Below are 25,641 nucleotides of genomic sequence, written 5' to 3'. Positions count from 1 at the left end.
TTACTAAACCTTGAATGGATTAAGTATGGTCAAGACGTTTTCGATGTTCTGTCCATGGTGCAGATCTTCGGAAAATAAAATTGAGCATTCGCTTTCAATTGCGGCTGATATTATGATACTATCGTAGAATGAAAAACCGTAAACATTAGCTATTCGACAAGCACCTAAAATAGTGTTATCAGAATTGATATAGACTTTATTATTGAGAGAACACTCCCGAATGCACTGTTCGGCCTGCTCGTAGGAAAACTTAAATTTTCGGGTTACCACATTGCATAACTCCTGCAAGACCTGTGTACTTATAACAGTAAGATTTTCTGTAATAATGCGTCGTGCAATCAACTGTTTTTCTAACTCAGAATTTGAATAAGAGTAAATTAATATATTGGTATCCAAAAAGAATCTATCTTTCATTAGCCTCCTCACGATCAAATTTATAGTTTCTCGTGTCTATTGATAGGGCATCGAATGAAACATTTTTACCGAATATCCCTTCCTCAAAAGTTACCTCGTCTTTTGCAAAAACGATCACCTCGATTTGTTTCCCAACGTAATCTCTTGGAATTTCGAGAGATACAGTCTGTTGCTTAGGCGTAATAATAGTTCGAATCATGGTACCATCTTTAACGGTGTTTGATAAATAAAGCTACAAATTTTCATGACAATTACCTAAGTAACTCTATTTGATAACCTTCCCAAATACCAACGAGGTACAATTCCCTCCAAAACCGAATGAATTGGACAGCACGTAATTTACCTGAACCCCGGATCGATAACGCCTGACAGGAAAATCTTCGAAATCCACCATATCTGTTTCAATATGCAGGCTTGGATAAATCTCCGAATGATTTATACTTAAAATACTGAATATCGCTTCCACAACGCCCGCGGCAGCCAGTGTATGCCCGGTAAACGATTTCGTTGAACTGAACAGCGGCACTCTCTCAAAAACCTTGGTCATTCCGGTTAGCTCGACGCTGTCATTATTTGGAGTTCCAGTTCCGTGTGCATTTACATAATCGATTCTTTCTGCTCCTATTCCAGCTGTTTCTATTGCCTCTCTCATCGATCTTATCGCTCCGACTGCGTCGTCCGACATGGCAGATGGGTGGTGCGCATCATTGGAATTTCCGTATCCCAAAATTTCAGCGTATACCTTTTTATCACCGACAACTTCCTCTGATTCCAAAACAAGATATGCCGCAGCCTCTCCAAGATTTAAGCCATCCCTATTTTCGTCAAACGGTTTACAGGGATTTTCTGAGAGGATTTTTAATGCATTAAATCCATTGACGGTATACTTCGCCAGAGCATCTACGCCGCCGACGACTGACCGGGTTGCGCGTCCTGATTTAATCAGTCTGGCACCCAACATAATTGCATTCGCAGAGGAAGAGCAGGCAGTGTTGATTGTGTCTGTAAATCCGTTAATATTATATCTTTCTACAAGTTTCAAAGTATGCGATCCGGGCCCGTAGGATTCCAGATATTCGGAACCTTCGGATTTTTGATTGGCATCTTCATACAACTGATCCGTGAGGCACATGCCACCGACAGTACTTGCGGAAATGAATGCAGTGTCAAAAGAAGATAAATCAGCAGAAGTTATTCCGGAATCTACAACTGCTTCATCGAAGGCCTTCGCTGCCAAAAGACAAGTCCGGGTGTATCCCGGCTCCTCTTTCAGATTCAGTATTTCTTTTATGTTCTCATTGCTCATTTCTATCTCTCCAAAAGGCAGCAAAGAAGCATAATGAGATTTGAAATGAACAGCTTTTCTTATTCCAGCTCGACTATTGACCAGGCTATCGTGGTTTTTTTGGACATCATCACCTAATGCGGAAATTATGCCCATACCTGTCACAAAAACTCTTACCGGCTTATTATGCTGTTTTCGCATTTTTGATAATATACTCTGCCATGTGGTTCACATCAACCAAAATCTTTCTTCCTTCGGCAGGGTTGGTTATTTTGATACCATACTCTCTTTCCAACAAAACTACCAGTTCCAGGGAATCAATAGAATCCAGACCTAAATCACCGCCAAAAAGTGGTTCATCATCTTTAATGTCTTCCGGATTAATATCCAACAAATTTAAGTATTGTACTATTTGTCCTTTTATAACTGGTTTTAAGCTTTCAATTTCCATCAGTATCAGATAATTTTTTCTATTCTAAGTTTAATATAAGTGCAAAGTTGGCAAATCAAAATGAATACTCCCAAAAATAACACGACCGACCTGAGCTCGTGCCAACTTCCGCCTTTGAGAAAAAGAATATAAAATCCTTCCAGACACCAATGTAACGGGGAAAATTTACTGGCGAACTGCATATATTCCGGCATTACAAAAGCTGGTACTAAAATCCCGCCAATGGCCCCAAAAATGATGATGGATATTGCACCAAATCCATTCGCCTGTTCCTGCGTTTTTGCCCACGAACCTATTAAAAGTGCATAACTCACTGCTGCCAGACTGCTGATCAACACCACTGTGGCAAATGCAGGAAAGTTGGTTGGGATTGTCAATTCGGGTAGACCGATTTTGGGGAGAATCCAGACACCGATGGAAAATGTCAATGCAACCTGCAAGATTGCCACAACGACATAAACCGCCATTTTGCTAAGCATTACCAACATAAAACTCGTCGGCATTGTCTTTAATCTCAAAAAACTCCCGTTAATACGCTCTTTTACAATGTTGCTTCCGAGTGATACCACCATAAAAAACATCGCAAAAATAGTCCAGGCTGGCACGTTATGCTGTGTTGAATTGGGGACGGCAACTGAATTGCTGTTTGTCGCAACGATCTGATTGATCTTAACCCGATTGCTTGCCATTTTTTCGCTTAATGTGATTGATTTTGAGGCAATATCCATATCCGCATATATCCTCTCAATCATCATTGTTTTTTCAATCATGCCAAGATAAGAATCCACAACACCACGCACGGATGCGCTATAATTTTCCTGTAAAACCGGATCGTGATAAAAAGACAAAACCGGCATTTTTTCCGTATTCACATCAGATGAATCGGTTTCCAGGCCCATATCCCGCATCATCATGTGACTGATCTCACCGGTATTACTTTCGAGTCCGCTTGTAAAGTTGGGTGGAATAAACAGTGCGATCATTTTGCCCCGTGCAAGCAGCTCCTTCTTCAAAGCACTTTCCGGAAGACTATTAAACGTATCAATTTTGAAAAGTCTGGAATTAGAGAGCAAGTTCAGTAGTTTTTCTCCCCCACTCCCTTCGTCGTGGTTGACAACCAGCATCGGTATCTCATTTTCATTCACAATTTTGTAGGCGCTATCCTGAATAATTGTAATGATAAAAACGAGTAAAAGCGGCATCACAAACATAAGCGCTAACCCAACTTTGTCGCTGACAAGTAGAAGAAATTCTTTACGAATCGATGAGAAAACTTTAAACATAGGCCTAGTCCCGGTACTCCTCTCCTGTCAATTTGATAAATAAATCCTGTAAACTCGAAGCGCTGTTTTTTTCTAACAATTCGCTCATTCCGCCTTCCGCAACAACCTTACCATGGTCGATCAGAGCGATGCGATTACAGAATTCTTCCGCTTCCGACATGTGATGAGAAGTATACACAATCGTTGTGCCAGTTCTGTTAATTTCTTCAAGATATTTGATAATTGCGTTCTTACTTTGAACGTCAACGCCAACGGTAGGTTCGTCCAGAAATAATATTACTGGATTATGGATCAATCCAATTGCAAGATTGACACGCCGTTTCATACCACCAGAAAAAGTAGAAACTTCTTTGTTTGCTACTTTGGTCAGACCAAGTTCTTCAAGCAATTCATCGATACGAACGGATAGTTCAGCTCTGGACAAATTGTACATCGCTCCAAAGTAATCGAGATTTTGCTTCGGCGTAAGTTCCTGATAAAAGGCATATTCCTGAGGCACAAAACCCAAAAGGCTTCTTCGCTCCTGCTCATCAATTTTTTTTCCGCCGATATAATAATTTACATTTCCGTATGAAGGTGGAATAATTCCGCAGAGAATGGAGATAAGCGTCGTTTTTCCGGCACCATTTGGTCCTAATAAACCATAGACATCCCCTTCATTGATTTGCAGCGTAACATTACTGAGACTGTCCTCCTGAGCGGATTTATATCTTTGGGTAATATTTTCAATTTGAATGGACGGACCTTTATACATTTTGCAGCAACGTTGAATGAGAAAACAACTATTTTCCCAGATTCAATTTAGAGAGTTTCAAAAAGGCCTCTTTTTCAACAGAACGTATTTCTAAAAGTCGGTCCGCGATTTCGCCAAAACTCTGCTGTTCTGTCAATCTGCCTTTGTAAACACCAGCCATCTGGATCGCACTTGCCCGCCACATATCACCTGATTTTGTAAACTCCTCAGAAATACCGATCAAACGGTCATCCTGCAAATGAGCAGCCGCTTCTTCAAGAAATGCACCGTAGAGAAAACGAAAACCTCCGCCTCCTGTCCCGATTTCTTCCTGCATCCGTACGATCTGACCGAGATATAAACCAGCTTTTTTCAACCCAAGTTTATCTCTCCATTTGCGAACACTATTGGATGTGTAACGGATTCCGTTGACACCTGCGAAATTACCCGGAATACCGATCATATCCCGAACGTTGCGTTTGATACCAGTCACGATTCCTTTACGGATCAAGTCATCGGTAATCACGCCAACTTTTTCAGGAAAATAAATATGTCCTTTTGGAGCAAGCGGCCCCTGCGCAAAACGGACGCGGGAAAGCTCCTCAGGTGATAAAGAAGTGACTTCCTCCATAATCGGATCACTGATCAGATATCGGTTGTCTTCTTGTCCATATACAATGAGATTATGCGCATTGAAATGAAACCGATATTCTTTTGGGAAATAGGATAGATGAAAAACCCCGACCTGACAACCCACAGGATTCCCTTCTTTAATTTTTTTATCTAAAAATAATTGCGCCTTCGCAGGATCCCTGAATTTATTTCGGGTAACCTCTACGCCCAGCGATCTGCAAGTACGTTTAAAAATTGCCCCCGGCATTGTACGGAAAGAAATAGCCGGGCCATTATTTATGGTCAGAAACGGAACCTGTATATAAAAAAGACCAGAACCCATACCAAATGCCAGGGGTTCAGTCATGAAATCGAGACCATGATGACGCAACAAAGCCGTCGTGACGCCATTTTCGCAATGCGCAGCATGGACGTGATGAAATTCTTCTGTTTTGGTATCGATATTCACTTACTTAACCTTTAAAATTTTTTAATTCGCTGACGGATATATCAAACGCCTGGGCATACTTTTCCAATTTTTTGTCGCTTAGTGTTTTAAACACCGAAGGTTTAAGATGCCTTTTTACAAAAAAAGTGAAGAACCCGGTATATCCCGAAAGTACGCCAAGATCCATCAGGTTCAGTTCCATGAAATAGTATATCGGACTTTTCTCTCCACTAACGACCGCCTTTCTAGCCTCTTCCACCCGATCATTTACTTCCACCCAGGCGCTGTCAAGCGCTTCCTTTTTAATATCCCAGCCCTTGCTTAACGCCGTTTCATATTTCCCTTCTTCATTTTTGACATAACACAGCTCCCGTGTCAGCCTCGAAAGTGCGCCTGGTTCCTGCGGTAGATCTTCTTTTTTCATAAGGAATGAGTCTTAAAACCTGTTGACAATTAACAAACAGTAAGCAGGCAGAACATATACGAGAATCTTGAACTCTCTGGAACGGCCAGTAATATTTTTTCGCCCTTTTTAAGTTTTCCGCTGTTGAAAATTTCTTCAACCATCATATAAATCGAAGCAGCTCCCACATTTCCCATAGTCGCCAGGTTTGTAAACCATTTTTCTTTTGGAACCGGGATACCATTTTCAATCAGAACATCTTCAATTTTGCTTTCAAAAAAGTAACTTGAAATGTGCGGAAGGAAATAATCCACCTCATTCATGTCAAATCCTTTTTTGTCCAGTATTTGCTTCAAATTGTTGAAGCCAAGTTTTACGATATTTTCGCTCAACAGCTTCACATCCTGCTTTATACTAAAAATAGATTTGTTAAAAATCTCCTCATTTGTAAAATCTTTGAAGCTTTTCAAACTGCCATCCTCCTCCTTGTGCGCACCCATATACATACAAGCCTCTTTCTCATTGGCAAAAGAACAGCCATCAATCCATTCAATTTTCAAAGAGATTCCTGTTTCATTGGGCTTTCCCTCAACCAAAAAAGCACCGGCACCGTCCGAAAGCATCCAGCGAAGGAAATCTTTGTCAAAGGATACATACGGATTCTGCTCCAAACGGATCAATTCCTGAACTTCTTCTTCGAACTGTTCTGCACGAAGAGAAGGGGAAAAACGCTCAGAAGCTACCGCAACTGCCTTTTCCTTATCTTCCAGCTTTACAGACATATATGCATATTTAAGCGCATGCATACCGGCGCAGCATACTCCCGAGGGAGACACCACTTCTATCGTTCCGGTTTCAGGTAGCCATCCATGAATCATAACGCCGTGTGAAGGCATGATCTGATCTGGACTAGATGTACCTGCGCTCAGTAAATCTACTTCTTTTAACTCTTCAGGAGATTCCTTAAAAAGCTGCCTGACAGCCTCAGAGGCCATTTCAGCATTGGTATGCGTAGGAACACCCTCTTTGGTATATGCGTAATAACGACTCTTTATTTTGTTATTTCTAAGAACGATCGATTTTGACTTAGAAGATTTTCCGTTAATAAATCCTAGATACTCTTCCATTTCTTCATTCGCAACCGCCTGATTGGGTACGAATTTTGAAACTCTGGTAATAAACGCTTCTGACATTGCAATAAAAATTGATTATTAAAAAGTTGATGCAGTTGTTAATCCTAAATTTAACTCGGCTTAACTTACACCGTAGTAATATTCCTTAGATTTTTTAATCGATTTTTGACTAAACGGGGCAATCAAAAGGAAGTAAACGGTCAAAATAATTGGTGATGCAACAAACAATGCTATCAACAGGTAATATTTAAAAAGATTAACGAAAAACTTTCTCTTTTCCGGTGTTGTCCCTTTCTTCTTGATCAGCCCTGCCCAAATCCTGAAAATCTTTTTGCCCCGCATTTCGATAAACCAAATGTCCGTTGGAATATTGATAAGGCAGAGAGATAGTATTTTATTTTGTAAATCACTGAAATCATTATTTACAAGCCCGGTATGCACAATGGCTCCGAATCTGTCTGCACTTGTTATATCTTCCTGACTAACGCCCGGTACCGGAAGCAGATTCCACTTTCTCTCTTTTTTGCCCGTGAGCATCCAATGAAAGATCGTCAAAACGCTGATCAAATTCGGTTCCCGGTCCATCAAAGGAACATTTCCAACTAAAATTCCTCCTGCTTTTTTTATATAGGCCTTCACACTTTCCTGTGAATTTAGCCACATATTCCGACCACCAATAACAGTTACAATGGGCGTATCCTTCATTTTTTGCTGAAATACAGGATCTTGCAAAAGCGAAGTTATCGGTAGGGAGGGAGATAAAAACCATGGTTGATAGCCAAGGATTATAAGATCGTATTTTCCCGAGGCATATTGGATCGGCTGTAATGCAACGGGCTCTTCATTTACGCATTCGGGCATTGTATCATAAAATACTTCGCTTGTCCAGGGAAACCGGAATGGTTTAACAGTTTCTATCTGTTTTCTTTCAATTTCAGCAGAACTAAATGGCAATAAAAAATTGTCAATAATCTCATTTAGCTGTCCTGACTGCGAATAATTTATTACAAGCACCTTTTTCATTCCACTATTTTATTCAATTTTTCTTTGCAGTTACTGCAAGTCATCCACTTTAAGTGTTGCTGAACCGGATGCATAATTTTTGATAATCTTCTGCAACTCCGGATCCAAATTTTTATAACCTTCAATAATCGCCTTTTTATCAGCGTCCTTATTTTTATTATATTTCAATATTTTCGGCGCGTGTTCTTGAATCGCCAATCTTAAAAACCGGTACTCCGTATTGGCAGGTTTCTTTGCAATCTCCACCTCCAGCATACTTGCACCTTTTTTGAAAATCTTTATCTTCTCATTAGCTCCTTTCAGAAAGCCCGCCTTTTTCGTATGAAGGGCTCCGAGAAATGCATTCGTCAAGGATGAAGATTTTTCTTTTTCCAACAAAGCTATCATTTCATCAATTTCACCCGGATTATTGCTTCCGAAAACTTTGTAAAACGCACCTTTGTCGACCGCGGGATTTACAAAAGATGAAAAAAGAATAATAAAGATAAAGCCAAAAATCTTGACTGGGTTCATAACGTTATATTTTTCTTATAAAAAGCCCTCGAAATTGTCAGGAAATGACTTATCAAACTATATTTTTTTTCTACATTCCAGAATGGTATGGTAACTGTCACCAATCAACGGATAAGTTTCGACAACTTCAAAACCAGCTTCGGCTACAAGCGATTTCATCACATGGATGCTGTACATTTTACTGTTCCCATTGGCCATAATCGTAAAATACAGCGAAGTGGCTACCAAACTGAAATGAGCCGCAGGGTAATTCTGGTTGTCAAAAAACGGTTCTAAAATATATAACCTTGTTTCCGCCGAAGCCGCCTGATATGCATTCTTCAAGATACAAACAATTTCATCCTTTGAAAAACAATCCAAAAACTGGCTCATCCAGATGACGTCTGCTCCCTGCGGAATTTTTTGATCCGTGTCGAGCAGGTTAATTGGATAAAACTCTATACGGTTTGTCAGACCTTTTTCTGTTGCATTTTGTTTTGCAACATTCAGTTGTACGGGCAAATCCAGTATTTTAATTTTGACATCAGGATCATACGCACAACACGCAAAAGACCATTTTCCGGTATTTCCACCCACATCAAAAATTGTACCCGTAGGTTTACTAAATACTATTTTAAGCGCAGAAGGAAACGCACCATCCGAATAATAATGATCGAAGTCAAACCAGGATTTCTTTGCAGGTTCCGGCAGAATGGACAATCCTTCGTAAATGGTTGGCCAGTCACCCAGCACTTTTAATCCCTCCGGTTTTCCATTTCTGATACTGTCAGTCATAGCCTTAGCACCAAGATAACAGACATCGTTCATGAAATTTACATTCACTTTTGTCATCTCATCTTTCAGGAGAAAAAAACCGATCTTAGTAATTTTGACCATTCCGTCTCCAAAACACTCCACCACCCCAAGAATTTCTGCCGCTTCAATCAACAGCTCGACGCCATATTCCGAAACATCCAGTTTTTCAATAATTGTCGAAATGGCGACGCCTTTTCTGTTATTATTTATAAATTCAAGAATTCCCAGATCTCTGAGTGCAATGACCGACTGAAAATATATTGGCCCAAAAGCTATTTTTTGTGCTTCATACTTGGCATCAATTGCCGAAATTTCTTTTTTCATTGTACTGATTAATGTTCTTTATTCGATGCTGAGTCCGGCACCATTCTATCTTTAAATCGCCTTCTGTATCTTTTCTTTTTTAGATCCTCTTCGTGCCAGATAATATATTTCCCCATTGTCCCTTTCAGACGTTCGAAGAGGTTTTCCCGGTGTGATAGCTTTACAAAGTCTTTCTTTATCGCCGATTCCGGATCGATATTGGGCTCATATAAATTCAGGACTTTTAAAGTATCTATAACGGTTGGCAAAAGTGCAACCGGGATTTCAAATTTCCGCATAAACTTTCCCATATACCGGCTCTGAAAAGGATCCGTCGCCAATGCAATTTTAGTAAAGCCCATCTCCTTTGCCTTCCGATAAGAATAATAAACGTTTTCAGTACTATGTTCCGCTTTTTCTTCGGTAAATATATTTTCTTTGGGCACACCCAGTGCTTCTGCATACATGCTCATCACCCGGCTTTCAATGTAAGGCGTTGCGACAGCTGAACCTGAAAAAATTATATTTTTGGCTACACCATTAGTATAAAGATACTTCGCCCAGTGAATTCTCATTTTATGCACCATATCCCACTCCTGCCCACTGTAAGGGAAACCGGGAACGATGATGATGTCGTAAGGCTGTCCCTTCAAACCTTCCTGAAATGCTTTGGCAGCCGAGCGATAGTACATTTTCGAACATCCCGAGAACAGGAATATACTGAAAACCGATAAGATGAAAATTCGTTTCAAGCCGGATTATTATTTAAGGAGGAAGCTGTGCAAAGTCCTTTTTAAAAAGGATCTTGCACAGCTTCCGTTATTCTGTCAACGATTTAGTATAGCGAAATGAAGAAAAAATCTTCACGTTATGTTATTTAGCAGCATTACTCCACTGCTTGTAATATTTTGAGTTAATCGATTTGTTAATTTTATAAACAGCTCCGGCCCAGTAATTACGGAAGCCAAAACCGGCCGCTGCGCCTTCAAGTTTTTCTGTATAAAGAACCTTTTTCGTTTTCAGATCAATAAAGGTAACCCATGCGCACATTTTTTCCGCATTTTTGTTCAGGCTTTCAACTACGTAAACCAAACCGATACCATCCTTTTCAGTTAAGGAATACTTGGCAACGGATTTTTTGACCTGATCTTCGGTGATGGTGTATGGTTCTTCAATTATATTGTCTTTCACATCAGCCGACTCATTCAGCTTGATCATATCCGTAACTTTTGATTGATATTGTTCCGGTTTTAATCGGAATGCCTCTTGCAGGGAGAATTTTTTAGGTTCATACTCAATAAGATTATTCCAGCTTACCATATGTTGGTTTTTAATGGCAGCTGGATCCGTAAACCCAATTCGCCCGATATATTTTGCCTGTGTAAAATCCAGACCAAGAAAAGTAAGTTTTGCTTTTCCGCTGTATAGATCGGATAACGTATTCTGGGCAGAAACCTGACCTGCCACAAATAGTAAGGTTATAAATAACGTAAACTTTTTCATGAACATTGTATTTAGAAGAGTTGGACAACTTGTTGAAAATATGAGGGACTTCATTGAAAGCTTCATATTTTCAAAATTAAAGAATATTGTAATTATTTGAATTTTTTATCAAAACTCTGGCGAGCGAATATTTCAAACTTTTGAGAATTAGTATTGACTAACAATCAAAGATATATCAACTTTTCAGGTTTTCTTTTTTCCTGTTTAAATATTAGGTGGTTTAGTTCTTGAGCGGTGATGAATTGCAACGCTGGCGTCACTCGTAAGCGCGATTTAAATAAAGAATGAAGCTTTTCTTTAAATAATGCGGTTTCGAGATTCATGGTCAGAAGTATCGTAATTTCGTCGTTTCCAAACTCATTTTTGGAAACAACAACCTGGTATAAATCAATCTCTGGGACCATATCCAAAACATCAAAAAGCGCAGGCGGAAAAATGGTTGTGCCCTTGAATTTTATCATCTGCTGTTTTCGCCCGACAACCGGCCCGAGCCTCGTTGAAGATCTTCCGCAATCACAAGGTTGATAATAAACATGACATAAATCACCGGTTCTGTAACGCAATAATGGCATACCTTCTACGCCCAACGTCGTCACTACGACTTCCCCCATTTCTCCCTCTCCGACTACATTTCCGGATTCGTCTACTACCTCCAGTATCAGCAGGTCAGGATTCAAGTGTCCGCCTTTGCCCTCTTGGCATTCGGTAAAGGCCGCGCCCATTTCCGTTGACGCATAGGTGGAAAACAATTGCACGTCCCACTGCGACGTGATCCTTTTTCCCAATTCATTATAGGTAAAATCCGGATTACGGATCGGTTCTCCAATGCATAATACTGATTTCACCGACGAAGATTTATAGTCAATTCCGTTTGCCTCGGCATACTCGATTAATCTTGGGATGAACGAGGGAATGGCAATGAGCACCGTAGGCGAAAATCTCTGAATTGATTCCCATTGTAAAAAAGGAGCTCCCGGACCCACCCTGATCATTCCAGCACCCATTTTTCTCGCTCCCATCCAATAAGCCAGGCCAGCCATGAAACGCCGGTCGATGGTGGTCATTAACTGGTATATATCGTTTTCACTTCCGTTCGCGCAACGAAAAGCTTCTGCTTCATTATTGGCAAGCCTTTGCACATCTTTATCCGTCAGGTAAAAAGCAACTGGGTCGCTTAAAGTTCCGGAGGTTGTGACAAAATCGGCTATTTTAGTTTTAGGTACACAAAGAAAATCATCATTATAGCGCGCAAGGTCGTCTTTTGTAGTAAACGGAATTACGGAAAGATCTCCTGGTGATTTTATCAACGAAATATCAATTCCATTTTCCTGAAAAATACGATTGTAGTAGGAAGAATTGGTATTAACATACTGAAGAATTTCTTCCAACTTTTTACTTTGTGATTCTAAAATTTCCTTGGTCATAGGGGTGATTTTCTAGTCAGTCTATTCGTTTTCAGGATTTCTCCTTTTTGCAAGTTTCAATCTTCGCTTTAATCGCATTAATCTCATTTTTGGAAGAAACCACATGCTGCAATGATTCCTGATAATATCCAATGGCCTTATCAAAGTTCTTTTCCTTCTCAAAATAATCACCCAGCGTCAGGTAGGTGACATAACTTCCAGGATTATTTTTAACCATCGCAAACTCCTCAGCAGTTGTAAGTTTGAACGGAATGCCTAACATCACATATTTGTGAATTTTCTGCTTGGTGACTTTAAAAGCTTCGAATTTCTTGTAATCATTAGAAAGCAAAAAGGTATCCGCTCTAATGGCCAGTGAATCAATCGCATGAAAAGTTTTGGTATTGGAAAATGCATCGTCAAGGTCATAACAGATAAATTCTCCTAACTGGTAAGGTGGGGTTGATATCCATACTTTTCGCTCAGCAGGTTTGAAGATGACGCCATGATGGGCAATAAGCTGATTAAGCGATCGTGAATTGCCATAACCGATGAAAGTATCGTTCAGGCCTTTTTTATCACGCAGAATTTCAGCCGCTTTATTAACATCAAGTGGATAATTCCGCCCCATCAATTGGGTCATTCGCTCAAAACGGGCTTTTGAATCCGTCTCATCCAGATTTTTAATATTGACAGAATCCTTAATAAAAGCAGATCCCTGATAATGATTGGCGCAAACCAGATAATCTTTTCCAGAAGAATAAACATCCATTTTTTTAGGCGACTTCTCTATTATAACCGCCTTGTTATCATGGGCTGAACCAATCAGTAAGGATTCAGAAACAAATGTGTCTCTCTTTTTCGCAATGGAGTCGGCTTGTTCAATGGTCCCAGCATATTGCAAAATTTCTCTGGCCAATAGTGAAATCGGCTCTTTTGCTCCGTATGGAATATCTGATTTTGAGGCATTCAGTGTAACCGTAATTCCTTTTTCATTGATTCCTGAAACGACGCCGGTTAAGCCCGCCCAGGCATAAGACGCAAATTTGTATCCTTTATCCGGATTTATAAAAACAATGAGCTTGTCTTCCGCAAAAGCATCACCCATATAAAAATCAAAATTTCTTCCAATCAATAAAGTAGAGTCTTCTGAAAGCGTGTTATTAACCGCGAACGAAGTGCATCCGACCATGTTTAAATCTGTCAGCGCATGGCCGATATCGTGCGCCGCGTGATAATTTAAAATCCTGTAATATTTCGGGCCTATGTAATTGAAACGATCAGAAAATGATTGGGAAACTCCGTAGATTTCTTGTAAATTTTCATCCTGTATGTATTTATAAATATCTTTATTGAACCACGCCACGAATCCTTTCAGAACTTGAAGAAAGAATGCATTAGGAATAATTTCCTTGATTTGAGCAACGAAATGGACTTCCTGTTTTTCCATTAATTCTTTGGCCAAAACACCGTAAATTAGCCCACGTTCATAAGGTGCACCTTCCAGATACATTTCCCAGATTCCATTTTTATTTTTTCTAAGCCAGCAGTTGTCAACCTTATAGGAATTCGGTCCAAGTTGCACACGTTTGTAGCTTTGCGTTGTTTTTGTACTGCTGATCTCTGGTGTTGGCAATTTTACCAGCCAAATGAACACGCCAAAGGCAAGTCCGGCCAGCAAAAAAGTGATACTTAGAAATTTGAAAAGGATACGTAATGATCTATTTTTTGGCCACATATTTCGCTGGGAATGATAATTTCAGAGGAGAAAATGGACGACATTTGGTCTTCCTCCAAGTAATTAACGCGTAAAATTACAAATAAATGGGCTTGGTATATAAAAAGATATTGTCGGAGGATACCCTGCTGGGACTCTGGGAAATATCAGAATCTGTACAGGAGTTGCTTTTAACCGCAAATCTTTCTGCGACTGAGAAGGAAATTTTATCAAAAAAAGTCAGTGACAAACGTAAAAAAGAATGGCTTTCGGCTCGATGTCTGGCTAAAAGTATGTTACCAGCGCAGTCTGAGATCCTTTATGACAAACTCGGAAAACCGGTACTGGAAAGCGGAGACTATCATATCTCAATTTCGCATTCCGGTAGTTACTCAGCGGTTTATCTAAACAAGGAAAGTCCTGTTGGGGTGGATATTCAAAAAATAAAACCGGACATTTCCAAAGGAATTGATTATTTCCTGAACAATCAGGAGCAATTATGGGTTGACGAAACAGATTTTATTACACTGAATATTTTGTGGTCATGTAAAGAATCGGTTTTTAAATACGTCTCTTCCTACGAACTGGATATCCGAAACCAGATTTTCTGTAATTCGTTTGAAGCGAAGTCCACCGGAGAGATTGAGGTAATTATCCGTAATTATAAACATGAAATTCTGTCAATTCATTATGAAGTCTTTGAAGATTACGTGCTTACACGTACATTGTAAATGAAACGGTGCGTATTTCGATTTAGCAAACGTATGCTCCTCAAAGCTAAGCCCATTTGATATTTTTTATGAAAAAATTCACATTCCTCCTATTTCTTTTAGCTTCGTATGAAATTAGTGCTCAGGTCCCCACACTATCTTCCAGTGAAATTTATCAGGGTATCAAAAAATTAAACGTTCTTGGTTCAGTTCTGCACATTGCGGCGCATCCTGACGATGAAAATACGCTGATGCTTTCTTACATGTCGAAAGATCAGCTCGTGCGTACGGGCTACCTTTCTCTAACGCGTGGTGATGGCGGACAAAACCTTATTGGTGCTGAACAGGGTTATAATATTGGCGTAATTCGCACGCAAGAACTTTTGGGAGCGAGAAAAATAGATGGCGCACAACAATTTTTCTCACGTGCTTATGATTTTGGCTTCTCAAAAACGAGAAAAGAAACTCTGAATTTCTGGGATCAAAATAAAGTATTAGGTGATGTTGTATGGATGATCCGGAAATTTCAGCCAGATGTTATCATTACCCGTTTCCCGCCAGATCCAAGGGCCGGGCACGGTCACCATCAGACATCTGCATACCTTGGCGAAGAGGCATTCAAACTTGCAGCTGACCCGAAAGCATATCCGGATCAATTGAAATATGTAAAAATCTGGCAGGCAAAACGTCTGGTATGGAACACATTCACGCCTGGTTTCACCAACAAACAACCCGAAGGCGAAAAAAATCCATTTATTTCATTAGAGATCGGGGGTTATAATCAGATTCTGGGAAAATCTTATACCGAGATTGCAGCTGAAAGCCGTAGTCAGCACAAGAGCCAGGGATTTGGCAGCGCGCCGACCCGCGGCGAACGAATTGATTATTTTCTACATAAAGAAGGAATTCCGGCAAAACAAAATCTGTTTGACGATGTTGACATTACCTGGAAGCGTGTGCCGGGAAGTCAGAAAGTTCAGTCACTTGTTACAGACGCTATCAAGAAGTATGAGATCGCGAATCCGTCGGCTTCTGTTCCTGTTTTGCTAAAAATTAATACTGAACTGAATAAACTGGATACTGCAAATATTTATGTAAAAGCAAAAAAACAGGAAATCTGTGATTTGCTCGCTCAATGTGTCGGATTATTTTTTGAAACAAATCCTACGGAATTTTCTGCGGTCGCTGGTGATTTGACAGATGTAAAAATCACGATCGTGAAGCGCTCGGCATATCCTTTAAAACTAACCTCCCTGCGTTGGACGGGTATCAAAGCCGACAGCAGTCTTAACATAACTCTGGGTTCTAATGAAATGAATGCTTTCTCAATTAAAGCACGTTTACCGGAAAATTTGCATACTACCCAGCCATACTGGCTCGAAAAGCCTATTGATAAAGGCATTTTTCAAATCGATGATCAGCAGGATATTGGTTACCCTGAAAACAGGCCTGAAACGAAAACGGATTTTACATTCGAAATCGACGGACAGAAATTTACGTATACCAGGTCGTGGGTATATAAATTTACAGATCCGGCTGTTGGGGAAATTTATCGTCCTTTTGAAATCCGCCCGGCGGTTACCACAAATATTAATGAACCGGTTTTCATCTTCGCCAACCAGGATCCAAAAACGTTGACTGTTATGGTGGAGGCGCAAAAGTCCAACATGAAAGGTGAAGTCAAACTTGAAATGCCAAAAGGCTGGAAATCAGAGCCAGCGAAAGCAGAGTTCAATCTTGCCGAAAAATATCAGGAACAGAATTTCTCTTTTACAATAACACCTCCGGCAAAAAACGAGGAAGCAGTGATTAAATCCATAGCAGTTGCAAATGGTAAAACGTATGATAAATCCATCCGTACGATCAATTATAGGCATATTCCGAGCCAGACACTATTTCCGCCTGCTGAGGCAAAACTTGCCCGGGTAGATGTTAAAACTACCGTCACACGAATTGGATATATTGCCGGAGCCGGCGATGATGTGCCTATGGCGCTGAGGCAAATGGGGTGCTCTGTAACTATGCTCAATGAAGCTGCACTCTCAAAGGATCTAAGCGAATATGAGGCGATTATCGTTGGAATTCGTGCTTATAACACAGAAACCCGCCTGGCTTACTACCAGGAAAAACTGATGGATTATGTAAAAAACGGAGGAACCATGGTTGTCCAGTATACAATTCCTGCACGTTTGATGGTCAAACAAATTGGCCCATATCCAATTCAGCTAAGTCATGACAGGGTTGCAGAAGAAGATGCTGACATTCGGTTCTTGAAACCTAACCACGATTTATTAAATTATCCCAACAAGATCACCCAGAATGATTTTAAGGGTTGGATTCAGGAACGGGGCTTGTACTTTGCGAGCGACTGGGACAAAACGAAATACGAAGCTATTTTTTCCAGTAACGACACAGACGAAAGCTTGAAAGAAGGAAGTGTGTTATATGCGCAATATGGCAAAGGCCACTACATCTATACTGGACTTTCATTTTTCCGTGAACTTCCAGCTGGCGTGACAGGAGCTTATCGGCTTTTTGCCAATATGATTTCGGTCGGCAAGAAATAAAAAAATAACCGGTTGAACGACCGGTTATTTCATATTCTTTCTACGGTTTCTTTGGAAATCTTCCAGTACAAATCCGCCTAAACCTTGGAGATTACTATAATAGGCCCGTCCATTATTTACTTTGGTAAAATCCTGAACAAACTGTTTTAAATAAGGATCCGTTGCAATCATAAAAGTAGTAACCGGAATTTCCAGACGTCGGCACTGTGCGGCCAGAGTCAAAGTTTTACTAATAATTTTCCGGTCAAGTCCGAAACTATTTTTGTAATATTTAATACCTTCTTTCAAACATGTTGGTTTCCCATCGGTAATCATAAAAATCTGCTTGTTACGAGTCTTTTTACGACGAAGGATATCCATCGCAAGTTCCAGACCTGCAACAGTATTGGTATGGTAAGGACCGACTTCGAGATAAGGCAAATCTTTCAACTGAATCTGCCAGGCATCATTTCCAAAAACGATAATATCTAATGAATCCTTTGGGTATTTTGACCGGATCAATTCCGCCAAAGCCAATGCCACTTTTTTTGCGGGAGTAATTCTGTCTTCACCATATAAGATCATTGAATGGCTTATATCAATCATCACAACCGTGGCCGTTGTCGTTTTTTGCTCGCGTTCAACGACTTCAAGATCATTCTCCATCAGCATAAAATCACCAATTCCGTGATTTACCTGTGCATTTTTGATGGATTCTGTCATGGCAATCTGATCGAGCGTATCGCCAAATTGAAACTGACGGATATCGCTGCTTAATTCGTCACCCGATCCCATGTAAGGCGTGTGGTGATTTCCTCCTGATTTCGATCTTTTCAGTTTACCAAAAATCTCATCTAAAGCACTTTTCCGGATGCTTTTTTCTGCCTTTGGCGTCATGATTAATTTACTCTCTCCCTCCCCTTTTTCCTCGGTGATATATCCTTTTTTCTTTAAATCATCGAAAAAATCACCAATTCCGTAAGAATCATTGGTCAGATTATATTGCCTGTCGAGCTCACTTAGCCAGGACATAGCCTCGCTAACATCACCTGACGTCATCAGCAGTAACTGCTGAAAAATATCAAAAAGCTGATCAAACTTACTATTTCCTGTTTGCTCTGCTGGTACAAATTTGGTGAAACGATGTCCTTGCATAAAATTCAGATCTGAAAATAAATCTTAAAAAAACAGACGGCTACTTTCGAATTATTTTGAAAGTAGCCGTTTAAAATATCAAAAAAGAATTGATTTACGCTTCTTCAACGCAAAATTCTTCAAATGCCATTTGCAAATGCTGTGCAATCATTTCAGCAGAACGGCCTTCGATATGATGACGTTCAACAAAATGGATCAATTCACCATCCTTGAAAAGAGCTACCGCAGGAGATGACGGAGGATATGGCAAAGTATATTCGCGCATTTTCGCAACAGCCTCAGAATCGAAACCTGCAAAAACAGTCGCCAGTTGATCTGGTTTCACTTCACTGCGTTCCAAAGATGCTCTCACACCCGGACGGGCAGCACCAGCAGCACAACCGCAAACTGAATTGATCACTACCAAAGCAGTGCCTTTCATATTCTGCATGAAGTTGTCTACTTCTTCCGCACTTGTCAAATCCTGAAAACCGACATTAGTCAACTCCGCCTTCATAGGCGCTACTAACTGTGGAGGATACATATTTTCTTAAAGTTTAAAGTTAAAATTGATTAGCTCCTAGTCAGAGCACTTTCGTGTCCGACTATTTAATTATTTTTATTTTAGTTTAGTAGCCGAAAGCCGATGGCCACTTTTACATAAATCCAAGTTCCAGTTTCGCTTCTTCCGACATCATTTCAGTCGTATAAGGAGGATCGAAAGTAAGTTCTATACTAACATCATTCACACCTTCCACTTCTCTGATCTTTTGTTCAACTTCTCCTGGCAGAGTACCCGCAGACGGACACGAAGGCGAAGTTAAGGTCATTGAGACAAAAACATTATTAACAGGAAATATTTTCAAATCGTATATGAGGCCAAGCTCGTAAACATCAACCGGAATTTCCGGATCGTAAACCATTTTGATCGCTTTAACAACCTCTTCACGCAATTCTGATTCGCTCATTTCTTTTTATTTAGGATAACAGTAACTGAGTGCTGTTAGTTTTTACTTTTGATATTTTTTTAATCAGCTGCCTGGTAAGCGATGCCGTAAGTTCTCATTTGTTTTAACATTGACGCTAATCCATTAGAGCGTGTTTGAGCCAAATGCTGGTGCAAACCAACTCGTTCCATGAAATAAAGATCTGCTTTGGAAATTTCTTCTGGCGTGTGGCCTGACAAAACTTTTACCAGCATACTTACCAATCCTCTCACAATGATGGCATCACTATCTGCTTCAAATTTGAGAAGATCACCATCCATATAAGCGTTTAACCAAACTCTGGACTGGCAGCCTTTGATAATATTTTCTTCGGTTTTATATTGTTCTTCCAACGGAGGAAATTGTTTTCCGAGATCAATAATATACTCATACTTACTTTCCCAATCGTCAAACAATTCAAAATCTTCGATTAGTTCGTCTTGTGCTTCGTTAATTGTCATAATTTAATATTCTGATAATGGCCGTGATGAATGCCTGATTGCCATAATCTCAATTGTATTATCTTTTGCAACGTTATATATTATCCGATACTTCCCAACTAAAATCTCCCTGATACTGGATAATCTCGTTTCCGGAAGGGTTCGACCCATATTTGGAAATTTTTCAAGCAGCTCAGTTTTGTTAAAAACATCATTAATCCATTTTTGGGAATATGACACAGATTCTGAACTTAGTTTTAAAAAAATAGTATCCAAATCCTGTCTAGCCTCAAAAGACCACCTTATTCCAGCCATTTTTTATAGGCATTTTTCACATCATCATGCATCTGAAACGCTCCACTATCCAATTGCTTTCTTGAACGCTCGATTTTGGATAACAAAATGATCTGTTCAATTACTTGTTCTACTTCCAAATTATCTGGCATTGTTTTAAGCGATTCTATCAATACATTTTTTGGAATTGTCTCCATTTTCTTAATGTTAAATAGTTTATGCTTTTGAATATACAAATAATTGGACAAATTCAGATTAACCCAACATCTTCTTGGCCTTATGAAGTCCTTTGATCAAACTATCAATTTCTTCAATCGTGTTATAAACAGCAAATGATGCACGTGTGGTTCCTAAAATTCCTAAACGCGACATTAAAGGTTGAGTGCAGTGATGTCCCGTACGAACCGCTATTCCCTGATTATCCAGGATCACGGCAATATCCTGATGATGCATGCCGTCAATAACAAACGATAACACACTTACCTTTTCTTTTGCCTGACCAATAATCCTAAGCCCGGAAATCTCTCGGACAGCTTCGGTAGCATATTTCAATAACGCACTTTCATGGTTCACAATATTCTCTTTCCCCAACTTATCCACGTAATCGAGAGCATATTTGGCAGCAACTACGTCTGCGATATTCGGAGTACCAGCTTCAAATTTATAAGGCAACTCATTATAAGTCGTCTTCTCAAATGTTACTTCTTTGATCATCTCTCCGCCGCCACGGTATGGAGGCATCGAGTCCAACAATTCCTTTTTACCAAACAGAATACCCATTCCGGTCGGACCGTAAATTTTATGAAGCGAAAAAGCGTAAAAATCTACGTCAAGTGCCTGAACATCCAAAAACAAATGTGAACTGGCCTGAGCTCCGTCCAGCAATACCTTCGCTCCAACCTTATGCGCTTTTTCAATAATCTCAACAACCGGATTGATTGTACCCAAAGCATTGGAAGCATGCACTACCGAAACAATCTTCGTTTTCTCAGAAAGCATTTTTTCATATTCATCCATCAAAAGCTCTCCTTCTTCATTAATCGGGATGACTCTCAGAACACAGCCTTTTTCTTCACAAAGCATCTGCCAGGGCACAATATTCGAGTGATGCTCCATCGTCGAAATGATGATTTCATCACCTGCTTTCAAAAATTTCCGACCATAAGACTGAGCCACGAGGTTAATGCTATCCGTTGTGCCGTACGTAAAAATGACCTCCTCAGACAAAGGAGCATTGATAAATTTCTGAACACGGCGCCGCGTATCTTCGAAAGCACCTGTCGCTTTTTCCGCAAGATGATGAATACCACGGTGGATGTTGGCGTTATAATGCTCATAATATCCCGACAGCGCGTCTAGTACAATACGAGGTTTTTGCGTTGTAGCGGCATTGTCGAAATACACAAGTTGTTTTCCGTTAACGATTTCATTTAGAATGGGGAAATCATTTCGGATAGACGCTATATCTGGGAAATTATTCATTTCTTTTCAGTATTAAAGAGAAATGCCCAACCCAATTGAAGAGAAGGTTGGGCATTAAAATAAGTATTTGTAAAGACAGAACGAATATTAGCTCCTGGAAAGTTTCTCTGCAATTACATTTTCAAGGTATTCACGAATCGAATCAATTTTAATCTGTGAAACAACATCGGCACAAAAAGCAAACATCAATAGTGACATTGCTTCCGGCTTTGAAATTCCCCGAGAACGCATATAGAACAATGCTTCCTCGTCAATCTGCCCGGTTGTCGTTCCATGCGAACATTTCACGTCGTCAGCAAAAATTTCAAGCTGAGGTTTTGTATACATCGTCGCGTCAGTAGATAAAACGATGTTTTTGCAAGACTGAAACGCATTCGTTTTCTGAGCATCAGGACGAACAAAAATCTTGCCATTGAAAACGCCTTTCGACCTGTCGCGCAAAATTCCTTTATATAATTCGTTACTCTCTGAATTAGGCTTGCGGTGATCTGCAACGGTATGATTATCAACATGCTGAGATCCGTCCGGAAAATACAACCCATACATGTACGCTTCACAATGTTCTCCGTCAATAACGATGTTCAGGTTATTTCTGGTAAACTTTCCGTTTAACGTCACGGTCGCTGCATAAAAGTGTGACTTTTCCAGCATCCGAACTTGCGTAGTTCCGATATGGTATGCATTTTCACTTTCATTCTGAACTTTGTAATATTCGACGCCAGCTTCTTCTCCAACATTGATTTCAGTGACAACATTGGTGAAAGAGCGCTGCTCTCCAATAGTTCTGAAAGCTTCCGCAATTTTCACATGTGCATTTTTACCAACTGCAATAATATTACGAGGCTGGCTTCCAATGTTTTCCTGGCGGGCGTCACTCACAAATCGCAAAATTACCGGATGCTCAACCGTTTTATTATCCGGAATATGGATAAAAACGCCGTCATGAGCGAAAGCTGTATTCAAAGATGTGAAGGCATCGGTATCATCCTTTACAAGCTCATCAAAATATGAATTAACAAGCTCAGGATTATTCTTGTAGGCATTTTGCAAAGAATCTATAATGATCTGATCAGTAGAAGAAACCATTGTAGACAAAGCGGCATTGTAATGACCGTTTACAAAATACAATATATTGGCAGCCTGCTCCGGCATTTTCAGATCCACCAGATCCTCTGCCGAAAGCGTATCGCTTGTGTTAAAATTATAAGAAGCGCTGATCAGATCACGAACATTGCTGTATTTCCACTCCTCATTTTGGATCGTCGGAAATCCCAACGTATCAAACTGAGCCAGTGCAGCACGTTTTTTCTGGTGAAAGGCAGACTTAGCCTCACCATTCATCACGGATTCCCGTGCGTGAAAATCTGTGATTAACTTCGTTTTTAAATCTATTGTTTCGAAAGTCATTCCTTATTGGTATTGAAAGTGATTTTACTTGATTGCCCTGTCGGCCAATCCGACAATAACCTGAGAATTTAAGTCAGATTATTGATTTACTTCCGCAGCCTCAACTTCGGCCTTAATCCAGTCGTATCCTTTTTCTTCCAATTCAAAAGCCAGTTCTTTTCCGCCGGATTTAACAATTCTTCCTTTGTAAAGTACGTGGACAAAATCAGGTACTATATAATCCAAAAGGCGCTGATAGTGAGTCACAACAATGGCAGAACGATCAGGAGAACGAAGTGAATTAACACCTTCTGCTACAATACGCAACGCATCAATATCAAGCCCTGAATCTGTTTCATCCAAAATTGCCAGTTTTGGTTCAAGAACCGCCATCTGGAAGATTTCATTTCTTTTTTTCTCACCACCTGAAAAACCCTCATTCAAAGCACGTTTCAGCAGAGAATCGTTCATGCTAACCAATTTCGCTTTCTCACGTACCATTTTCAGGAAACGTGCCGCATCCAAAGGTTCTTCTCCGTTATATTTACGAATTTCGTTAACAGCAGTTTTCAAAAAGTTGATGGTTGTAACACCAGGAATTTCGACAGGATATTGGAATGCAAGAAAAATCCCTTCGGCAGCTCTTTCTTCCGCTGCAAGTTCCAAGAGATCTATTCCGTTAAAAGTTACACTTCCCCCAGTAACCTCATACTCCTCTCTTCCTGCCAAAACAGATGCCAAAGTACTCTTTCCCGATCCATTCGGCCCCATGATGGCATGCACTTCACCTGGTTTGATTCCCAGATTGATGCCTTTTAATATTTCTTTGCCTTCGATTGAGGCGCGTAATCCATTAATTGAGAGCATAACTAAATTTATACTTGTATATGTAGTTCTTGGTAAATTTACCGCAAAAGTAGTAAGCTTTGGTCGTATATGAAAATTACCAACCCCGTGCAAAGCAAACATTATCTTTATACATCTTTATTAACCTTTTTACAGGCACGTATGTTCCATCATCCGGGATGAATTTCCAACATAGTCTATATAAATGTAGACAAAGCAATTAACAAATGACTTTAATATGAATTATCCGCATTACTTTGCGGCAGGTGCTTTAAGACTTTAAGTTTATGAAATCAGACAAATCAATCTCCTCGACGATAAACGTGTCATCAGAAGTTGGCACATTAAGAAGGCTTTTAATTCATAGTCCAGACCGCGGCCTTGGAAAAGTTATACCCTCCAAGGCTCAGGATTGGCTATTTGAAGATATCGTTCACCTGGATACGATGCGCAAAGGTGAATATGATTTTTATGTAAAGCTGCTTTTGTATTTTCTTGATCCTGAGAAAATTAAAGGGAAATTAAGAGAAATTGATTCCGATATTTCAAGGTCGTTTTATATCCCTGGCTCTGAAAATTATTTTAATTCCGACAAAGTCGTTGACATTCAAAAACTTCTCGCAGAAATTTTACAGGATGAAAATGTCCGAATAAAACTTACGGCCGCAATCTGCGGTATCGAGCGTTGTTCATACCAGACACAAAACGAATTGAATACATTTGATCCGATTGAATTGGCGAAAATATTCATTTCCGGTTCGCTTTCAGACAAGCGCATGTTATTTGCGCCGTTGCCCAATCTGATATTCATGCGGGATATCGGGATTGTGATCAACGACCATATTTTGCTCAATAAACCAGCCAAGTCGGCAAGAACGAGAGAATCTATCCTGGCTCAGTTTGTTTTCTTTCATCATCCGATGTTTGCTGATATGAAGGAAAATATTATCGAAATACCTGAAAACGGAAGGCATTTTTTACTTCCAGACGATGAGAAAGGAAGTGAATTTCATCGTTGCACGCTGGAAGGTGGCGATGTTATGATGGTTGCTCCCAGACATTTGCTGATAGGTTGCAGCGAGCGAACTTCGGTTTATGCTGCTCAGGAGGTTATGAAAATTCTGTTTGAGAAAAATGTGGTGGATACTATTACGATTATTAAAATTCCGAAAAAGCGGGATTACATGCATATTGACACCATTTTCACGCAAGTCAAAAAAAATGTTTGGGTATTGCTAAGTAGTCTGGGAAGGTTAGGCGATGAAGCGAAGAAAAAAGATGTTCTGCATTTTTTTGCACCAAAAGAAACAAACCCGCAATTTCAGATTCTTCAATTTATTAAAGGTTTGGAACATAAACCGATTGAGATTGAAAATCTTGAAGATCTGCTCGCCGACATTAGCCGTAATGATCTTGGAAGCAGAGAAGAGGTTCAGTTTATTTATTCGGGAAATAATCAGTTTCCCTATGGCGAACGGGAACAATGGACGGATTCCTGTAATCTTCTTGCGTTAAAAGATGGCGTAGTGATTGGTTATGATCGTAATGATAAAACCCTTGATGCTTTCAGAAATAAGGGATTCAGGATTATCAAGGCAAAGGATCTGCTTGAAAAATTCGAGAGCGGGGAGCTTTCGCCTGAAACTTTGACAGACACATTTATCACCCTGCCATCCGCGGAATTGTCAAGAGCACGTGGAGGGTCCCACTGCATGAGTATGCCGATATTAAGAGATTAAAATCGATTGCAAACTCACCAATTCGGTTGTAAATTGCATTATATACTTCTCAGCTTATT

The 25,641-nt window shown here is 40.0% G+C and carries 28 protein-coding genes; 3 read left to right on the top strand and 25 right to left on the bottom strand.

What is annotated here, in order from left to right; translation table 11 throughout:
* Window positions 1-3: 3 nt before the first annotated feature.
* The 16 genes from L0657_RS28225 to L0657_RS26195 all read right to left on the bottom strand — a co-directional run bounded on the left by L0657_RS28225 (window position 4) and on the right by L0657_RS26195 (window position 14,040).
* Window positions 4-414: a PIN domain-containing protein gene (locus L0657_RS28225; protein WP_409015105.1), complete on the bottom strand. Its 411-nt coding sequence runs from the start codon at window positions 412-414 to the stop codon at window positions 4-6.
* On the bottom strand, window positions 404-613 hold the full coding sequence (locus L0657_RS26265; protein ID WP_235153760.1) for a hypothetical protein: 210 nt from the start codon (window positions 611-613) through the stop codon (window positions 404-406). The genes L0657_RS28225 and L0657_RS26265 overlap by 11 nt, the downstream gene beginning before the upstream one ends.
* 66 nt (window positions 614-679) lie before the next feature.
* Window positions 680-1,900 carry a beta-ketoacyl-[acyl-carrier-protein] synthase family protein gene (locus L0657_RS26260; protein WP_235153759.1) on the bottom strand — a complete coding sequence of 407 codons (1,221 nt, stop codon included), beginning with the start codon at window positions 1,898-1,900 and terminating at the stop codon, window positions 680-682.
* A complete protein-coding gene (locus L0657_RS26255) occupies window positions 1,884-2,150 on the bottom strand; it encodes a phosphopantetheine-binding protein (RefSeq protein WP_090334929.1) in 267 nt (88 codons plus the stop codon). Before L0657_RS26255 ends, L0657_RS26260 begins: the two co-directional genes overlap by 17 nt.
* Before the next feature lie 5 nt (window positions 2,151-2,155).
* A complete protein-coding gene (locus L0657_RS26250; RefSeq protein ID WP_235153758.1) occupies window positions 2,156-3,433 on the bottom strand; it encodes an ABC transporter permease in 1,278 nt (425 codons plus the stop codon).
* A gap of 4 nt (window positions 3,434-3,437) precedes the next feature.
* Entirely contained in the window at window positions 3,438-4,187 is a 750-nt protein-coding gene (locus L0657_RS26245; protein WP_235153757.1) for an ABC transporter ATP-binding protein, read from the bottom strand.
* Window positions 4,188-4,215: 28 nt separating this feature from the next.
* Window positions 4,216-5,247, bottom strand: coding sequence for a BtrH N-terminal domain-containing protein (locus L0657_RS28090; protein ID WP_235153756.1), 1,032 nt, complete (start codon window positions 5,245-5,247; stop codon window positions 4,216-4,218).
* Between the two features lie 4 nt (window positions 5,248-5,251).
* Window positions 5,252-5,650 carry a hypothetical protein gene (locus L0657_RS26235; protein WP_235153755.1) on the bottom strand — a complete coding sequence of 133 codons (399 nt, stop codon included), beginning with the start codon at window positions 5,648-5,650 and terminating at the stop codon, window positions 5,252-5,254.
* Between the two features lie 29 nt (window positions 5,651-5,679).
* Complete coding sequence (locus tag L0657_RS26230; protein ID WP_235153754.1) at window positions 5,680-6,822, bottom strand: beta-ketoacyl-ACP synthase III; 1,143 nt, start codon at window positions 6,820-6,822, stop codon at window positions 5,680-5,682.
* Window positions 6,823-6,882: 60 nt separating this feature from the next.
* Window positions 6,883-7,785 carry a hypothetical protein gene (locus L0657_RS26225; protein ID WP_235153753.1) on the bottom strand — a complete coding sequence of 301 codons (903 nt, stop codon included), beginning with the start codon at window positions 7,783-7,785 and terminating at the stop codon, window positions 6,883-6,885.
* Window positions 7,786-7,815: 30 nt separating this feature from the next.
* Window positions 7,816-8,298 (bottom strand): hypothetical protein, encoded by a 483-nt coding sequence (locus L0657_RS26220; RefSeq protein WP_235153752.1) that lies wholly within the window; start codon window positions 8,296-8,298, stop codon window positions 7,816-7,818.
* Window positions 8,299-8,355: 57 nt separating this feature from the next.
* Window positions 8,356-9,417: a methyltransferase gene (locus L0657_RS26215; RefSeq protein ID WP_235153751.1), complete on the bottom strand. Its 1,062-nt coding sequence runs from the start codon at window positions 9,415-9,417 to the stop codon at window positions 8,356-8,358.
* An 8-nt stretch (window positions 9,418-9,425) separates the two neighbouring features.
* The gene (locus tag L0657_RS26210; protein ID WP_235153750.1) at window positions 9,426-10,148 is read right to left on the bottom strand and encodes a YdcF family protein; all 723 of its coding nucleotides are present in this window, start codon (window positions 10,146-10,148) and stop codon (window positions 9,426-9,428) included.
* Between the two features lie 121 nt (window positions 10,149-10,269).
* Window positions 10,270-10,899: a hypothetical protein gene (locus L0657_RS26205; protein ID WP_235153749.1), complete on the bottom strand. Its 630-nt coding sequence runs from the start codon at window positions 10,897-10,899 to the stop codon at window positions 10,270-10,272.
* 164 nt (window positions 10,900-11,063) lie between these two features.
* Entirely contained in the window at window positions 11,064-12,323 is a 1,260-nt protein-coding gene (locus L0657_RS26200) for a phenylacetate--CoA ligase family protein (RefSeq protein WP_235153748.1), read from the bottom strand.
* 31 nt (window positions 12,324-12,354) lie between these two features.
* Window positions 12,355-14,040, bottom strand: a complete 1,686-nt coding sequence (locus L0657_RS26195; protein WP_235153747.1) for a C45 family peptidase — start codon at window positions 14,038-14,040, stop codon at window positions 12,355-12,357.
* A gap of 86 nt (window positions 14,041-14,126) precedes the next feature.
* Here L0657_RS26195 and L0657_RS26190 point away from each other — a divergent pair, with 86 nt between their 5' ends.
* On the top strand, window positions 14,127-14,750 hold the full coding sequence (locus L0657_RS26190) for a 4'-phosphopantetheinyl transferase superfamily protein (RefSeq protein ID WP_235153746.1): 624 nt from the start codon (window positions 14,127-14,129) through the stop codon (window positions 14,748-14,750).
* A gap of 68 nt (window positions 14,751-14,818) precedes the next feature.
* Complete coding sequence (locus tag L0657_RS26185; RefSeq protein WP_235153745.1) at window positions 14,819-17,296, top strand: PIG-L family deacetylase; 2,478 nt, start codon at window positions 14,819-14,821, stop codon at window positions 17,294-17,296.
* 24 nt (window positions 17,297-17,320) lie between these two features.
* Here L0657_RS26185 and L0657_RS26180 read toward each other — a convergent pair whose 3' ends face one another.
* The 9 genes from L0657_RS26180 to sufC form a co-directional block, all read right to left on the bottom strand.
* Window positions 17,321-18,430 carry a VWA domain-containing protein gene (locus L0657_RS26180; protein ID WP_235153744.1) on the bottom strand — a complete coding sequence of 370 codons (1,110 nt, stop codon included), beginning with the start codon at window positions 18,428-18,430 and terminating at the stop codon, window positions 17,321-17,323.
* A gap of 94 nt (window positions 18,431-18,524) precedes the next feature.
* The gene (locus L0657_RS26175) at window positions 18,525-18,953 is read right to left on the bottom strand and encodes a BrxA/BrxB family bacilliredoxin (RefSeq protein WP_235153743.1); all 429 of its coding nucleotides are present in this window, start codon (window positions 18,951-18,953) and stop codon (window positions 18,525-18,527) included.
* A 112-nt stretch (window positions 18,954-19,065) separates the two neighbouring features.
* On the bottom strand, window positions 19,066-19,377 hold the full coding sequence (locus L0657_RS26170) for an SUF system Fe-S cluster assembly protein (protein ID WP_234647503.1): 312 nt from the start codon (window positions 19,375-19,377) through the stop codon (window positions 19,066-19,068).
* Window positions 19,378-19,436: 59 nt separating this feature from the next.
* Entirely contained in the window at window positions 19,437-19,856 is a 420-nt protein-coding gene (locus L0657_RS26165) for a SufE family protein (RefSeq protein ID WP_235153742.1), read from the bottom strand.
* A gap of 3 nt (window positions 19,857-19,859) precedes the next feature.
* A complete protein-coding gene (locus L0657_RS28220) occupies window positions 19,860-20,150 on the bottom strand; it encodes a type II toxin-antitoxin system RelE/ParE family toxin (RefSeq protein ID WP_409015104.1) in 291 nt (96 codons plus the stop codon).
* A complete protein-coding gene (locus L0657_RS26160) occupies window positions 20,138-20,326 on the bottom strand; it encodes a hypothetical protein (protein ID WP_235153741.1) in 189 nt (62 codons plus the stop codon). The genes L0657_RS28220 and L0657_RS26160 overlap by 13 nt, the downstream gene beginning before the upstream one ends.
* Before the next feature lie 58 nt (window positions 20,327-20,384).
* Window positions 20,385-21,611, bottom strand: a complete 1,227-nt coding sequence (locus L0657_RS26155) for a cysteine desulfurase (protein WP_235153740.1) — start codon at window positions 21,609-21,611, stop codon at window positions 20,385-20,387.
* Window positions 21,612-21,698: 87 nt separating this feature from the next.
* Entirely contained in the window at window positions 21,699-23,018 is a 1,320-nt protein-coding gene (sufD, locus tag L0657_RS26150) for a Fe-S cluster assembly protein SufD (protein WP_235153739.1), read from the bottom strand.
* Window positions 23,019-23,096: 78 nt separating this feature from the next.
* The gene (gene sufC, locus L0657_RS26145) at window positions 23,097-23,864 is read right to left on the bottom strand and encodes a Fe-S cluster assembly ATPase SufC (RefSeq protein ID WP_235153738.1); all 768 of its coding nucleotides are present in this window, start codon (window positions 23,862-23,864) and stop codon (window positions 23,097-23,099) included.
* A gap of 266 nt (window positions 23,865-24,130) precedes the next feature.
* On the opposite strand from sufC, the gene L0657_RS26140 reads away from it, so the two are divergent.
* On the top strand, window positions 24,131-25,582 hold the full coding sequence (locus L0657_RS26140; protein ID WP_235153737.1) for an arginine deiminase family protein: 1,452 nt from the start codon (window positions 24,131-24,133) through the stop codon (window positions 25,580-25,582).
* The last annotated feature ends 59 nt before the right edge of the window (window positions 25,583-25,641 follow it).

The organism is Dyadobacter sp. CY345 (assembly GCF_021502725.1).
Taxonomy (GTDB): domain Bacteria; phylum Bacteroidota; class Bacteroidia; order Cytophagales; family Spirosomataceae; genus Dyadobacter.
The sequence above is the reverse complement of the archived record's forward strand: the minus strand, read 5'-3'. Positions and strand labels throughout refer to the sequence as shown.